Source organism: Paeniglutamicibacter gangotriensis Lz1y (genome assembly GCF_000348945.1).
GTDB lineage: Bacteria > Actinomycetota > Actinomycetes > Actinomycetales > Micrococcaceae > Paeniglutamicibacter > Paeniglutamicibacter gangotriensis.
This window is the reverse complement of sequence record NZ_AOCK01000001.1, coordinates 281,701-295,688: the sequence shown is the minus strand read 5'-3', so window position 1 is coordinate 295,688 and position 13,988 is coordinate 281,701. Positions and strand designations below refer to the sequence as shown.

General features: G+C 65.1%; 11 protein-coding genes and 1 pseudogene. 6 read left to right on the top strand and 6 right to left on the bottom strand.

Going from position 1 to position 13,988, the window contains the following annotated elements; all coding sequences use genetic code 11:
• Positions 1 to 216 precede the first annotated feature (216 nt).
• Entirely contained in the window at positions 217 to 705 is a 489-nt protein-coding gene (gene bcp / locus ADIAG_RS01370; RefSeq protein WP_007269493.1) for a thioredoxin-dependent thiol peroxidase, read from the top strand.
• A gap of 30 nt (positions 706 to 735) precedes the next feature.
• Here the strand turns inward: bcp and ADIAG_RS01365 are convergent, their stop codons facing one another.
• From ADIAG_RS01365 to ADIAG_RS01345, 5 genes and pseudogenes are all read right to left on the bottom strand, one after another.
• Complete coding sequence (locus tag ADIAG_RS01365; RefSeq protein WP_043472591.1) at positions 736 to 1,347, bottom strand: hypothetical protein; 612 nt, start codon at positions 1,345 to 1,347, stop codon at positions 736 to 738.
• Positions 1,348 to 1,635: 288 nt separating this feature from the next.
• Positions 1,636 to 3,030 (bottom strand): annotated as a pseudogene (locus tag ADIAG_RS01360) (amino acid permease).
• Between the two features lie 192 nt (positions 3,031 to 3,222).
• A complete protein-coding gene (locus ADIAG_RS01355) occupies positions 3,223 to 4,656 on the bottom strand; it encodes an aspartate ammonia-lyase (RefSeq protein WP_007269489.1) in 1,434 nt (477 codons plus the stop codon).
• A 139-nt stretch (positions 4,657 to 4,795) separates the two neighbouring features.
• Complete coding sequence (locus tag ADIAG_RS01350) at positions 4,796 to 5,761, bottom strand: asparaginase (protein ID WP_007269488.1); 966 nt, start codon at positions 5,759 to 5,761, stop codon at positions 4,796 to 4,798.
• A complete protein-coding gene (locus ADIAG_RS01345) occupies positions 5,758 to 6,465 on the bottom strand; it encodes a FadR/GntR family transcriptional regulator (protein WP_043472588.1) in 708 nt (235 codons plus the stop codon). Before ADIAG_RS01345 ends, ADIAG_RS01350 begins: the two co-directional genes overlap by 4 nt.
• A gap of 229 nt (positions 6,466 to 6,694) precedes the next feature.
• Between ADIAG_RS01345 and ADIAG_RS01340 the strand changes: the two genes are divergently transcribed.
• The 5 genes from ADIAG_RS01340 to ADIAG_RS01320 all read left to right on the top strand — a co-directional run bounded on the left by ADIAG_RS01340 (position 6,695) and on the right by ADIAG_RS01320 (position 12,768).
• Positions 6,695 to 7,987, top strand: coding sequence for a hypothetical protein (locus ADIAG_RS01340; RefSeq protein WP_007269486.1), 1,293 nt, complete (start codon positions 6,695 to 6,697; stop codon positions 7,985 to 7,987).
• 419 nt (positions 7,988 to 8,406) lie between these two features.
• Positions 8,407 to 10,077 carry an MDR family MFS transporter gene (locus ADIAG_RS01335; RefSeq protein WP_043472901.1) on the top strand — a complete coding sequence of 557 codons (1,671 nt, stop codon included), beginning with the start codon at positions 8,407 to 8,409 and terminating at the stop codon, positions 10,075 to 10,077.
• A 10-nt stretch (positions 10,078 to 10,087) separates the two neighbouring features.
• On the top strand, positions 10,088 to 10,567 hold the full coding sequence (locus tag ADIAG_RS01330; protein ID WP_007269484.1) for a MarR family winged helix-turn-helix transcriptional regulator: 480 nt from the start codon (positions 10,088 to 10,090) through the stop codon (positions 10,565 to 10,567).
• A 143-nt stretch (positions 10,568 to 10,710) separates the two neighbouring features.
• The gene (locus tag ADIAG_RS01325; RefSeq protein ID WP_007269483.1) at positions 10,711 to 11,775 is read left to right on the top strand and encodes a maleylacetate reductase; all 1,065 of its coding nucleotides are present in this window, start codon (positions 10,711 to 10,713) and stop codon (positions 11,773 to 11,775) included.
• A 99-nt stretch (positions 11,776 to 11,874) separates the two neighbouring features.
• Complete coding sequence (locus tag ADIAG_RS01320) at positions 11,875 to 12,768, top strand: aldo/keto reductase (RefSeq protein WP_007269482.1); 894 nt, start codon at positions 11,875 to 11,877, stop codon at positions 12,766 to 12,768.
• A gap of 246 nt (positions 12,769 to 13,014) precedes the next feature.
• On the opposite strand, the gene ADIAG_RS01315 is transcribed toward ADIAG_RS01320, so the two are convergent.
• On the bottom strand, positions 13,015 to 13,941 hold the full coding sequence (locus ADIAG_RS01315; RefSeq protein WP_051059775.1) for an EamA family transporter: 927 nt from the start codon (positions 13,939 to 13,941) through the stop codon (positions 13,015 to 13,017).
• Between the last annotated feature and the right edge of the window lie 47 nt (positions 13,942 to 13,988).

Sequence of the window (13,988 nt, the reverse complement as noted above, 5' to 3'; positions counted from 1 at the left end):
TTTTCAGCCGGGCATTCGAAACTCTACCCGCGATCTCCGACGGTTGGATCCTCCCCCAGAGTGATTTTTTGCCGAATTCCACACCATTCGATGGGGGCACCAGGCTTTCCCCACTCGACAGGAGTGTGTTTTGGAAGTTTTTTGCTCTGCCCGAACCCTTGTTGGGCCGACCGAAGGGCGATAATATGAAAATTAATTATCGGGATATGAAAATGAATGGAGTCGCTCGTGTCTGAAACATCAACACCGCTGGCCGTTGGGCAGCACGCACCACAATTCTCCCTCGCCGACGCAGCGGGCAAACAGGTCTCACTGAGCGACTACGCGGGCAAGAACGTCGTGGTGTATTTCTACCCAAAGGCCGCCACTCCCGGCTGCACCACCGAAGCCTGCGACTTCCGCGACAACCTGAACTCGATGCGCGCCGCCGGCTACGAGGTGCTGGGCATCTCCCCGGACCAGGGTGAAGCGCTCACCTCATTCACCGAGGCCGAAGAACTGAACTTCCCGTTGCTTTCGGACCCCGACTTCGCCGTGGCCAAGGCATACGGCTCATACGGGGACAAGGAGTTCAACGGCAAGACATTTTCCGGAACGCTGCGCAGCACCGTGGTGATCAACGGTGACGGTGTCATCTCGCATGCCGAATACAACGTGGCGGCGGACGGACATGTGGCCCGGCTGCGCGAATCGTTGGGCATCTAGGCACCTCTTGCCCGGTCCGCCCCTTCGGAGTCAGAGCAGTTCGGGGACCTGCCCGGGGTGGAGCGGCGCAATAGTTTCCGGCTCGGCGCCCAGCCCCACGTGGGTGGCCAACGCCGAGAGCTGCAGGCATTCATCCTTGTTCCATGTTTCAATCCCACGCAGCTGCCCGTCGGGCAGTGTGATCCATAGTTGGGCCCGTTGCCGGTCATCGGCACCATCGTCCCAGGAGACATGGCGCAGCATGCCATCCCCCAGCCGCACGACGTGGCACTGGCCCCGGGTGCGTTCAAAAATGAGCCCTGCGTCGAACACATGGCCCAGCAGGATTCCGCGAATGCCTTCGCGGTCCTTGAACATCAGCCGGTAGCCGCAGACCGCCACGAAGCCCAGTCCCACCCCGCTCAACACCAGGCCGACCAAGACGATCCCCCAGGCTTCGGGGTGTGCACGAAGCATAAAAGCGATGCTGGCGGTTGCGACAATCAACCCAATGACCAAGCCCACCACGTTGTTCATCACCGAGTTGCGGTCTTCGGTCCGCTCCAGCCGCAGGCTGTAGTGCCAGGAGCCCAGCTGGATGGATGCGGCCAGTTCGCGTGCTCTGGCGGTGGCTTCAGGCCCGATGCCCTGCAAAGTGTTCACCTCAGCTGGTCGCCGGGGTCCTCCGGGGCCCTGCACGCGCCCGGGATCCCTAGCTTCAATATGGTCTTCGAGTCGCTTCGGATGCGGCACGGCAGCGTTCGATGGGTGCCTCATGCTGCGAGGGTAGCAGAGCCTCGAGGGAAAGTATCCGCTACGGCCACCGGGATCCACGGACGAATCCGTCGGGCGCCGCCGGCATCGCGAAGAAACGACCGCGCCCCACGCAAAACGTGCTTGCGGGGGGCGCTCAACGTGGTGCTGCGAGCGAATACCGATGAGTTCTCCGGCTTACGCTTCAGGTGCGGAGGCGACGAGTGAGAGCTCGTGGCGGGCATCTGCCGCGTCGCGGGCCGCGGCGATGTCATTGATGCGTGCGCGGGATGCGTACCAGCCGATCACCAGGGCCGGGATGATGACGATGATCGATGCCATGGTCCAGGTCCCCACCGGTGAATCGAAGGCCATCAGCACGATGACCGCGACCAGGAAGGCCAGGGTCAGGTAGCCGGTGTAGGGCGCGCCGATCATCCTGAATGCCCGACGCTGCAATTCCCCGCGCTTGGCCAAGCGGTACAGGGCCAGCTGGCAGAGCACAATCACGCCCCAGGAAGCCACGATGCCCAGCGCCGCCAGGTTCAGCACGATCTCGAACGCCGCGGCAGGGACCAGCGCATTGAGCACCACGCCCAGACCCTCGACCACGGTGGTCAACGCGATGCCTCCGTAGGGCACTGCCTGCTTGTTCAGCCTTGCGGCGAAGCGCGGGGCCGAACCGGCCAATGCCATCGAGCGCAGGATCCGTCCGGTGGAATACAGTCCGGCATTCAGCGAGGACATCGCGGCGATGAGCACCACCAGGTTCATGATCGAGTCCATGCCGGAGACCCCGATGGACCCGAAAAACGTCACGACCGGGGATTCACCGGCCTTGTAGGCGGAGTATGGCAGCAGCAGCGAAAGCAGCACCAATGAACCCACGTAGAACACGGCGATGCGGATGATCACGGTGTTGATGGCCTTGGGCATGACCTTCTCCGGGCTCTGCGTTTCACCCGCGGCGGTGCCGACCAGCTCGATCGACGCGTAGGCGAAGACCACGCCCTGCATCACCACGACCACCGGCAGCAGGCCGTTGGGGCAGAACCCGCCGTTGTCGGCAATCAGCGAGAAACCGACCTCGTGCCCGGGGATCGGGGACCCGAAGATCACGAAGTAGACGCCCACGGCCAAGAACGCGACCAGCGCGACGACCTTGATCAGCGCGAACCAGAACTCGAGTTCGCCAAAGACCTTCACCGAGACCAGGTTCAGGCCCAGCACCAGCAGCAACGCGGCAAGTGCCCAGACCCACTGCGGGACCGAGCCGATCTAGGGGACGTATTTGGCGAAGAAGTTCATATACAGCGCGATCGCGGTGATATCCACGATCGCGGTCATGGCCCAGTTCAGCCAGTACAGCCACCCGGTCACGAAGGCCGACTTCTCCCCGAAGAATTCTCGTGCGTAGGAGACGAACGATCCCGAAGAGGGGCGGTGGATGACCAGTTCGCCCAGGGCGCGCATGAACAGCCCGGTGCCGATGGCTCCGCCGATCGCGATCATCTGGATCTGCCGGGATTTCAGTCCCTTGTGCATCCCTGCGTCCTCGGCGGTCAGCGAGGATTTGGGGCGTCCGTCGGACAGGGTGGTGTCGGGGCGGGGAGCACTTCCGGGCGTGGGGTCTCACGATTCATGCGCAGGGGCCTCTCGGGGGAAGTATTCGTGGGTACGTGGGGTGAGGGGTGGATAGAGCGGGCTGGGAGGCCCCGGATCCCGCGCCGAGCGGGACACAAATCCGCGTTCCCGGGGCTGCATGTCTCGGGAACGCGGGGGCGCTTACTCCCTGAGATTGGCCAAGCGCTCGGGGCGCAGCAGTTCGCGCAGCTGCGAGGCGGAAAGCAGTCCGTGCTCCAGAACCAGCTCGGCCACGCCACGTCCGGTGGCCAGCGCTTCCATGGCGATCTTCGTCGAGGCCGCGTAGCCCAGCTGAACGGTCAGCGCGGTGACCAGACCGATGGAGTTCTCCACCTGGGCGCGCAGCTTGTCCTCGTGGGCGGTGATGCCCACGATGCATTTGTCCGCCAGCGTGATGCAGGCGGCCTCGAGGTGACGCATCGACTTGGTCAGGCTGTGCACGATGATCGGTTCGAACGCGTTGAGCTGCAGCTGCCCGGATTCGGCTGCCATCGTGATGGTCACGTCGTTGCCGATGACCTCGTAGGCGACCTGGTTCACGACCTCGGGAATCACCGGATTGACCTTGCCGGGCATGATCGAGGAACCCGATTGCACCGCTGGCAGGTTGATCTCGCCCAGGCCGGCGCGCGGTCCCGAGGAGAGCAGGCGCAGGTCGTTGCAGATTTTGGAGAGCTTGATGGCGACGCGCTTAAGGACCCCGGAGAGGTGCACAAAGGCGCCCACGTCGGCGGTGGCCTCGATCAAGTCGAAGGCGGTTTCCAGCTTCAGCCCGGAGATTCTCGCCAGGTGTGAGCAGGCCAGCGCGGAGTAACCCGCCGGTGCGTTCAGCTCGGTGCCGATGGCCGTGGCCCCAAGGTTGATCTCGTGGACCAGCAGCGTGGCCTCGGCCAATCGGGCCCGGTCCTCGCCAAGGGTGACGGCATAGGCGTTGAACTCCTGGCCCAGGGTCATCGGCACGGCGTCCTGCATCTGCGTCCTGCCCATCTTCACCACGGTACGGAACTCGACGGCCTTGGCGGCGAAGGCTGCACCGAGGTGTTCCATGGCCGATACCAGCGAGGTGGCAGCGAAGATCGTGGCCACGCGGACAGCGGTGGGGTACACGTCGTTGGTGGACTGGCTCAGGTTCACGTGGTCGTTGGGATGCAGGAACCCATATTCGCCCTTGGCGTGACCCATGATTTCCAGCGCCCGGTTGGCGATGACCTCGTTGGCGTTCATATTCGAGGAGGTGCCGGCCCCGCCCTGGATCACGTCGACAACAAACTGGTCATGCAGCTTGCCGGCAATGATTTCGGTGCAGGCAGCGATGATGGCGTTGGCTCGCGGGGCATCAAGCAGTCCCAGGTCCAGGTTGGCCCGTGCGGCGGCCTGCTTGACCATGGCCAGGGCCACGACCAGGTGCGTATGGGTGGACAGCGGCTGGCCGGTGATTGGGAAGTTTTCCACGGCGCGCAAGGTGTGTACGCCCCAATATGCCTCCACGGGAATATCCCTGTCGCCGATCAAATCGTGCTCGTTGCACACGGCGGCCGGCGCTACCTCTGGCAGGGTTGCTGTGGCTTCGTTCATGGCGGGGTGGATCTCCTGTGCTCGGGCGGTGCGTGGGTCAAGGGGGTGTGGCGCGGGGGCGTTGAAGAGGTGCTTTTGGGCACGGCGGTGCCGTGCGGGAAGGCGCTTCGCGCGAGGGGCTGGGTACTGGCGGCGGAGCTCAGGCCGCCGGGAATCCGTGCAGGATTCCCACCGGTTGGCCGCCGCCGAGTACCGGCAGGTTGTTGAAGGGCTCCAAGGCTGCGGGGTCGACACCCAGGTCCAGCAGTGCCGAGACCGCCGCGGGCATCCGTGCCCGGTCTCCCCCATCGGAGATCTTCAGTGCCACAGAAGCACCGTCGGCCAGGGCGATGAGTTGGATGCCTTCGAACCCGTCCTTGGCCAGCAGGCCGGGGACCGCTTCCATCAGCGCCGTGACGTCACGCCCGGTTCCGGCGACCAGCACCGGGTGGGCGCGCATTGCCGCGGCGACTCGGGCCTCGGCGGTGCCTTCGGCGGCGGTGGTCAGTGTGGCGAAGGATCGGGCCATGCCTGTCAGGGAGAGCGCAAAGACCTCGGTGCCGCATCCGTCCGTGCTGGTGGCGGTGGGCTGTTCCGCGGTGAGTTCGGCGACAACCTTACGGATAAGCGTGGGCAGCGGGTGGTCGCGGTGCAGGTAGGACTCGGTGTCCCAACCATTGATCACGCAGGTGGCCAGCATCGCGGCGTGCTTGCCGGAACAGTTCTGTGCCAGCTGGCTCGGTCCGTGGCCGGCGTGGATCCAGGCGCTCCGCTCGGCAGGCCCGTAGGGCAGGTCGGTGGAGTTTCGCAGCGCGGTGGGTTCCAGCCCGGCGTCGGCGAGGATCTTAGCGGCGAGGTCTTGGTGCACGGCCGCACCGGAGTGGCTGGCCGCGGCCAGTGCGAGCTGGTCTGCTGGTAGGTCGAGGCCGGCGCGGAGCATGGCCACGGCGAAGAGCGGCTTCAGGGCCGAGCGCGGGTAGATGGCCGCGCCGGGCTCTCCGCGGGTGAGCATCTTGTCACCGTTGGCGGCCAGGGCGATCAGCGAACCGTAGTGGACGCTTTCGACCAGCTCGCCGCGGGTCTGCACGGCCAGTGGGGCGTGGGCGGGAAATGCGGGGTGGTTCATGCGGTCTCGGCTCCAAGGATCTGGGTCAGTGCTTCATCGACGGCCGCCAGGTGGGCGGCCATGGCGTGGCCTGCCGCGGGGCCGTCACCGGCTTCGATGGCCGCGAGGATCTCGCGGTGTTCGGTGTGCGAGGGGTGCTGGCGGCCGGTGATCAGGTTGATGGTCTCGGACTGGTTGACCATGGCCTCGCGGATGTCGTTGACGACGCGTTCGAAGACGCCGTTGCCGCTGGCCGTGGCGATCAGTGCGTGGAAACCGGCATCGAGCGTGACCCACATTTCCGGGTCGTCTTCGACTTCCATGGCGTCGATGATGCCGCGCAGCTGGTTCAGCTGCTCGGTGGTGGCGCGGGTGGCGGCAAATTGCGCCGCGGGGATCTCGATGTGCGGGCGGGCTTCCATGAGGCTGCGGGCTGAGAAGGTGCCGAGGACCCGGTCTCGGGCGGTATGCGTGGCAATCACGAAGGTGCCTTTACCGGTGTGCGTTTCGGTGAGCCCCAGGGCCGCGCAGGAGCGCAAGGCCTCGCGGATGACCGAACGGCTGACAGCGTATTGCGTGGCGAGCACCGTTTCGGGGCTGAGCTTGCCGCCCACCGGCAGTTCCCCCGTTTCAATGGCGTCACGAATAGCGGAAAAAACCGCCTCGGCCGCACTGACTCTCACGATGGGCTGCGGTCCGGCTGACCGGCTGTCTGACAGGCTCATGCCTTGACTATGCCACCCCTCACAAATCGCTGTCAAACAGCAGGAAGTCATCTCCACCTCCGGGACGGGGCCTCCCATCTCCGCAGAGCAGCTGACTGGATCTCAAGCGCACTACTCAGGAGCTTTTTCCCGAGTCCGCACACGGCGCGCCAACCCCATCCACGCCCTGCCAGCGGCAAGGATCAATGATGGACGAGCAGGATCCCAGCCGCCAGGAGAGTGTTCGACGATGATCCAGAGAAACGGGCCGACGGCCGTTGCCGCCTGTGTGGCTTTGGTGGTGCTGCTTTCCGGCTGCACCACGCTCACCGAAACCGTGGATGATCCCAAAGTGGCGCCGCACTCCGCCACCGCCACACCTACTGACGCCCAGGCCGTCAATGTCCCGGGACTCAAGTGGCCCGACGGCAGCAATTTCACTGCCATTGGCCGGGCACTCGAGGACGCGTCCCCGGCGCGCCGAGATGTCGACTTCAAGCAGCTCTACGACACCTCACACCTGGCCAGCGACGGAAAGGCCTTCGCCGCCTTTGCACTCGGGCCGGACGGTTCTCTCTTCGGGGCGCTTGGGAAATTGGCGGATATCTCACGGGAAACCCGCACCCTGGCATCACACGAAAGCGTGGGTACGTACGTGGATCGCGGATTCACCGAGCTCACCCGCACTCCGGGCAAACACCAGTTGGGTGCCAACTCCCACATCACCGGCGGGGCAGTGTCCGAGGGCGACGTGGTCTGGGCCGAGATCGAAGACGGCACCTCACTTACGGGAGGGTGGACGATATATAACGCCCCGCGGGACACCGGGAAAGCCTCGGTCCTTGCCACCTCGTCCGATGCTGGAGCATCGGACGACACTCCCATGGCGCTCGGGGCGCCGATCCCCGTTATTTCCGCCTCCCGCGCGTTCTGGCAGACCCCGATCGAGGATCCCAAGTCGGGCGCTGCGGCGGGCCAGGTGGTTTCGGCGGATCTGGCGGAGCACGGAAGCCTGCGCGTCGAACACCAGGCGGCCAATGCGCCGGCGAATTTCGGCGGAACCGTGGCATTCCTGGACACCTCCGTGAACGAGGACGGCACCTCTTTGGCAAGGGGCATCTCAGTGCTGGTTCCCGGGGGAGAACCCGTCGAGCTCTTGCACGTGGCCCCGGCGGCGCCGGCCGGCCTGGAGATCGAGGCATTCGACTCCGAGGGGACCGTGTTCGGCTTTTCCTATGGGGGTGACCATTACGTCGTGGACAGCGCGTCCGGCTCCGTAGCCTCTTTCCCCATCCCCAACAACGCCGCTGTCGCCGGCAGCGCAACCTGCGGGTCCAGGTCGACCTGGACCTTGTCCTACGACGGGGTTCCGACCGGCGAGCGCTACATCTACAACACGCAGGACTCCACGCTCAAGGTCGTGAGCAACAAGCGGTTCACCGGAGCGGCAGTGTGCACAGGGGACTATATTTCGTGGGCACTGTGGCAACCATCCGGTGGCGCCTTCCAGATATGGGATGTCGTCACGCGCTGGGGAGACTGACCCGCTGGGCCCGGCAACCATTCAGCGGAAGCCCACCGACGGGTGAGTTCCGGACACCGTGCCGGTACCGCTCGATCTCCGGTTCTTCGGCCGAACGTCACTCAACGCCACCGCCAGGGATCCGCGGCCAGCTCGGCATGGAGGAAGCCCGCCCAACCCGGCAGTGCCGGTCGCAGCACTACCCTCCGGCATCTGCTTCATTCTCGTGGCAGGCCCGCCCATCGACAGGTGCCCTCCGGCCATTCGAGGCATCGTGGCACGTCTGCCCGCGCTACACATCACACGGAAATTGGTTGCGCTACCACAACCAATTCCATATAGTTGATATCAGTCAACCATCTTCCCGCTTGTTTTGGAGCCCCGCTTTGTCCCAAACCCCCACCGCCGCCAAGACGGAACCGGGCCTGTCTTCCACGGGCATGACCCACCGCCAGGTGATGCAATCGCTGACCGGCCTGCTCATGGGCATGTTCGTCTCGATCCTCGCCGGCACCGTCGTATCCACCTCGCTTCCGGTCATCGTCTCGGACCTGAACGGCGACCAGACCTCGTACACCTGGGTGGTCACCGCGACCCTGCTGGCCACCACCGTCTCCACCCCGATCTGGGGCAAGCTGGCCGATCTGGCCAACCGCAAGCTGCTGCTGCAGCTCTCGCTGCTCATCTTCGTGATCGCCTCGGCCATCGCCGGCTTCTCGCAGGACACCAGCATGCTCATCACCATGCGCGTGTTCCAGGGCCTGGGCGCCGGCGGGCTCACCGCCCTGACCCAGATCGTCATGGCCGACATCATCTCCCCGCGCGAGCGTGGCAAGTACATGGGGCTCTTCGGCGCCGTGATGGCGCTGGGCACCGTGGGCGGACCGCTGATCGGCGGATTCATCACCGACGCCATCAACTGGCGCTGGAACTTCTTCATCGCCCTACCCTTTGCGGCCCTGGCGATCTTCCTGATCCAGAAGACCCTGCACCTGCCGGCACTGTCCAAGCGCAAGGTCTCCATTGACTACGCGGGCATCGTGCTGCTCTCTGCAGGCGTCTCGGCGCTGCTGATCTGGGTTTCCTTGGCCGGCAACGACTTCCAATGGATCTCTGCCACCTCCGCCTGGATGGTCGGTGGCGCCATCGTCGCCCTGATCGGCTTCGTGATCGTGGAATTCAAGGTCTCCGAACCGATCATCCCGCTGAGCATGTTCAAGAACCGCACCTTCACCCTCTCGGTGATCGCCTCGATCTCCGTGGGCGTCTCGATGTTCGGCACCTCGGTGTTCCTAGCCCAGTACATGCAGCTGGCCCGCGGCGCCAACGCCACCCAGTCCGGACTCATGACCATCCCGATGATGGCCGGTCTGCTGATCATCTCCACCATCGCCGGCGCATTGATCTCCAAGTTCGGCAAGTGGAAGGCCATCATGGTCACCGGCTCGGTGCTGCAGCTCACCGGGCTCTACCTGCTGGGCACCATCCACTACGACACCAACTTCGTACTCGTCTCCACCTACATGTTCCTGCTGGGTGCAGGCCTGGGCATGGTCATGCAGAACCTGGTACTGATCGTGCAGAACGCGGTGACCCCGGCCGAAATCGGTGTGGCCTCCTCCGGCATCGCCTTCTTCCGCTCACTGGGCGGCACCATCGGCGTCTCGGTCCTCGGTGCGCTGATGGCCACCAAGATCGCCGACATCCTGGGCTCGAGGTCCGCGGAGCTGGGTGCCGCGATTGCCGCACTAGGCGAACAGGGCAAGGACCTGGCAGCGTCACTGGCAGCGGGGAACATTCCCGCCGTGCACGGCCTGCCGGATTCGGTGCGCACCATCATCGAGTCCTCCTACGGGGACGCCGTGGCCCACATCTTCATGGTCGCCGCCCCACTGAGCCTGCTGACCATCCTGGCCGTGGTGTTCATGCCGAACTTGGAACTTGGCACCCAGACCCGCCACGAGCGTGAGCAGACCGACGCCGCGGCTGCAGCAGCATCCGATCCCGACGCCGAGCTCCACGCGGCCGAGACGAACCTGGTCCAGGTCAGCGAGGCAGCGCTCGCCGCAACCCCGCACCTGGACGACAAAAACACCCCGGCGCGCAGCTGAGGTGGAGGCCGTGGCCGATCCCTTCGCGATCGTAAAACCTGCAGGAGTCGATGACGCGGTCATGGGGGCGTTAATCGACGACGTCGAGCAGCAATTTGCGATGATGTTCGTCAATGCACGCAACAGCATCCGGGCCCGGGCCGCAGCCATCGACCCGGAACTTCCCCCGTTGGGGTTCAAGGTACTCACCGTGCTATCCCGCTCCGGTCCGCGGCAACAGGGGTGCCTGGCCGAGGACATGGAGGTGGACAAGGCCATGATGAGCCGGACAATCAAGCAGCTCGAGGTCTTGGGCCTGGTGGTGCGGAGCATCGATCCCCGCGATGGCAGGGCCCTGCTGGTGGCCATGACCGATGAGGCTCGGGAACGCTTCAACGCGAACCTGGCCGATGCCCGTCGGGTGCTGCACGACAAGCTTGCCGAATGGGAACCGGGCGAGGTCCGCCGCTTCACCGGCCTGTTGGCCAAGTTGAACGAATCGGCCCTCTAGCCGATCCCCCGCACAACACAGTGGTCGCCGTCCCCGAGGAACAAGACGTTCCCAGGGTCGGGGACCACTGGCATTTCCGGTAGCGTGTGCTTCAGCGCCATCTGCCCCGTTCCGCCCGGGACACCGAATCAAGGACCGTGACCATGGGACTGCACTTCAGCCACGACACCCTGCCCCAGCGGGTGCACTTCGGTACCGGGCGGGCCGCCGAGTATTTGGCCGACGAGATCGCGCGGTTCGGCGCCTCCCGGGTGATGGTGATCGCCGGCCGGCGCGATGCGGACACTGCCGCAGACTTGAGCGCGCAGCTCCCCGTGGCCCTGCACTATTCAGACATCGTCCAGCACGTGCCGGCCGAAAGCGCCGAGCGGGCCCGCGCCGCGGCCCGGGAGAACGCCGTCGACCTGCTGGTGTGCCTCGGTGGCGGGTCGGCCGTGGGTCTGGCCAAGGCCATCGCGCTGGATACCGCGCTGCCCATCATCGCCATCCCCACCACCTATGCGGGATCCGAGGCCACCAACGTCTGGGGCCTGACCGAAAATGGACGCAAGTCCACGGGTGTTGATGCCGTCGTGCTGCCGGCCACCGTCATCTATGATGCCGAGCTCAGCCGCAACTTGCCCGTCGGTCTCTCGGTGGCCTCCGGCTTGAACGCGATGGCCCACTGCATCGATTCGCTCTGGGGCCCCCGGGCTGATCCGATCAACGGCGCGCTAGCCGCCGAGGGCATCCGCGCCCTGGCCACCGGGCTGCCGGCCATCGTCGAGGAGCCCGCAGGGCTCGAGGGACGCGAGCAGGCACTCTATGGCGCCTACCTCTCGGCGGTTGCCTTCGCCTCGGCTGGCTCCGGGATGCACCACAAGATCTGCCATGTATTGGGCGGAACCTGGAATCTGCCCCACGCCCAGACCCATGCCACGGTGCTGCCCTACGTACTCGCGTTTAATGCGCCCCAGGCACCTGTCGCCGAAGCCCGGATCGCCTCCGCGCTTGGAACCGACACGGCGATAGGCGGGCTGAACGCACTGCGGAAACGACTGGATGCCCCGCGGGCGTTGAAGGACTACGGATTCACGACGCAGGACATTCCCGAGGCAGTCTCACTGATCCTGCCGGCCATCCCCACCAACAATCCGCGCGAGGTCACCGCGGCGAATCTCACCGAACTGCTCACCGCCGCTCACGAAGGCAGCACCCCCGGCCCCTGAGGGACCAGGTACCTGCGGCTAGACGAGGCCGGAGGTGGCGTTCGGCCGCACCCGGCACATCACTGGAATAATTTCTGCAGCTTCCCGGTTGGCCAGAACATGACCCAGAACACACAAGATTCGCACCCGACCACCATCGATATCAAGGACCTCGGGACCGTTAAACGCCTGGGCTTCGGCGCCATGCGCATCACCGGAGAAGGCATCTGGGGTGAACCGGCCGACCGCCCAGCGGCACTTGCCACGCTGCGGCGTGCGGTGGAACTGGGAGTCGATTTCATCGACACCGCGGACTCCTACGGACCCGATGTCTCAGAGCAGCTGATCGCCGAAGCCTTGCACCCCTACGCATCGGGGCTGCGCGTGGGCACCAAAGCCGGACAGGCACGCACCGGACCGCGCCAGTGGGTGCCGTTGGGTCGTCCCGAGTACCTCCGCCAGCAAGTGGAACTGAGCCTGCGCAAACTCAAGGTCGACACCCTTGATTTGTTCCAGCTCCACCGCATCGATACCAAGGTGCCGGCCGAGGAGCAGTTTGGCGTCATGCGCCAGCTGCAGGATGAGGGCAAGGTCCGCGCACTGGGACTTTCGCAGGTCTCCGTCGCGGAGCTGGAAACGGCGGCAACCCACTTCACCGTGGCCAGTGTCCAAAATCGTTACAACCTCACCGACCGTTCGTCGGCGGATGTGCTGGAGTATGCCGAGGCCAACGGCATTGCCTTCATCCCTTGGGCACCGATTTCCGCTGGCGCGCTGGCTGCCCCGGGCGGAATCGTTCACGAGGCCGCGGAAGCCCTGGGCGCAACAGCTTCCCAGGTCGCCCTCGCCTGGCTGCTGCAGCGTTCGCCGGTCATGCTCCCAATCCCCGGGACCTCCTCGGTGAAGCACCTGGAAGAAAACCTCGCCGCCGCCGACCTGCACCTGGACGAGAGCACGTTTGCGGCCCTGGACGCCGCGGGACAAGCCGAGTACGAGAAAGATTCCAAGGCGTAGGTCCAAGAGCGTTCCGCCCGCGGAGATACGTGCTGCCGTACAGATTCCCACATGATCGCTCCGGTAATCCACAGGGTTCTCCACAGATCAGCAGCAACACTCCGTGGGCGGCCCCGCTATGCGGATACTAGGTGGAGGGAGCGCGTCCGCACGGGTTCCAAGCATCCGATTCGTCCCCCACGTTTCGGTCTTGGGCCTCGGGCGCGCTTCCGTCGCTTTAGGCGGGCTTCGGCATGGGTGCGTAAGTTACCCTCGGATTTCCGCTGTCCCGTCGAGGGACAATTCAGGCCCGTCTGCAGTGGGCAGGGGCTTGATGGGTTCGCGTCGTCCCGTGCGCGTGGCGCCGATGCCCGCAATGATCACCAATACGATGCCAACAACCGCAGCCGGCCGCGGAATCTGGTGCAGGATCAAGAGCCCGACGATCATGGCAATAGCCGGTTCCAGGCACATCAGCGTGCCAAAGGCCGCCGTGGTCAGCCGCCGCAATGCCAGAAGTTCGAGGCTGAACGGAATTACCGGTAGCAGCAGCGCCAGTGCGAACCCGATGGCCAGCACCTGCACGTCCATCCGTCCGATCACGCCAGGGCCCACTACCAATGTCGCGGCCAGGGCCGCGACGGGCATGGAAATGGCCAGGGCGCCGATGCCATCGATGGCATCCCCGGCGCGCTGGGTCAGCAGCACATAGACGGCCCAGCAAACAGCGCCGCCCAGCGCAAAAAGTACACCCCGCAGATCGGCCGCAGCGTTCCATGGTTCGGTCAATCCTAGAACTCCGGCGGCAGCGACCAGCGCCCACCAGCGTCCGGCGCCCCGACCTTGGATGATGGCCACTGCCAGCGGACCCATGAACTCCAACGCGCTCGCGGTGCCCAAGTCAATGGTTTCCACGGCCTTCATGAAACCCAGCGTCATGCCTGCCGTGGCCAGGCCCAGCAGTGCGCAGATCCCCAGCGTGAATCGGGTGAACTTCAATTTCCAGGGTCGGGCGAAGGCCACCAGGATCACTGCGGCCCAGGCCAGGCGCAGCCAGGCGACCCCCTCGGATCCCAGGGAACCGGCCAACCCGATCGACGCGGCTAACCCCAGTTGGACGCATCCCATCGCGGCAAAAGCCATCATCGATCCGATGGAGGCAGAATTCGCGGCGGGTACGGGTGCTTGGCTCATGTTTTCCAGTAGACCCGAACATCGCCGTTCACGTCCACGCGAGAATT

Bases quoted from the DNA above. Each gene is read 5' to 3' on its own strand.
- ADIAG_RS01345 (WP_043472588.1), bottom strand. From the start codon at position 6,465: ATGAGCCTGTCAGACAGCCGGTCAGCCGGACCGCAGCCCATCGTGAGA.
- ADIAG_RS01340 (WP_007269486.1), top strand. From the start codon at position 6,695: ATGATCCAGAGAAACGGGCCGACGGCCGTTGCCGCCTGTGTGGCTTTG.
- ADIAG_RS01325 (WP_007269483.1), top strand. From the start codon at position 10,711: ATGGGACTGCACTTCAGCCACGACACCCTGCCCCAGCGGGTGCACTTC.
- ADIAG_RS01315 (WP_051059775.1), bottom strand. From the start codon at position 13,941: ATGAGCCAAGCACCCGTACCCGCCGCGAATTCTGCCTCCATCGGATCG.
- ADIAG_RS01350 (WP_007269488.1), bottom strand. From the start codon at position 5,761: ATGAACCACCCCGCATTTCCCGCCCACGCCCCACTGGCCGTGCAGACC.
- bcp (WP_007269493.1), top strand. From the start codon at position 217: ATGGAGTCGCTCGTGTCTGAAACATCAACACCGCTGGCCGTTGGGCAG.
- ADIAG_RS01320 (WP_007269482.1), top strand. From the start codon at position 11,875: ATGACCCAGAACACACAAGATTCGCACCCGACCACCATCGATATCAAG.
- ADIAG_RS01355 (WP_007269489.1), bottom strand. From the start codon at position 4,656: ATGAACGAAGCCACAGCAACCCTGCCAGAGGTAGCGCCGGCCGCCGTG.
- ADIAG_RS01335 (WP_043472901.1), top strand. From the start codon at position 8,407: ATGACCCACCGCCAGGTGATGCAATCGCTGACCGGCCTGCTCATGGGC.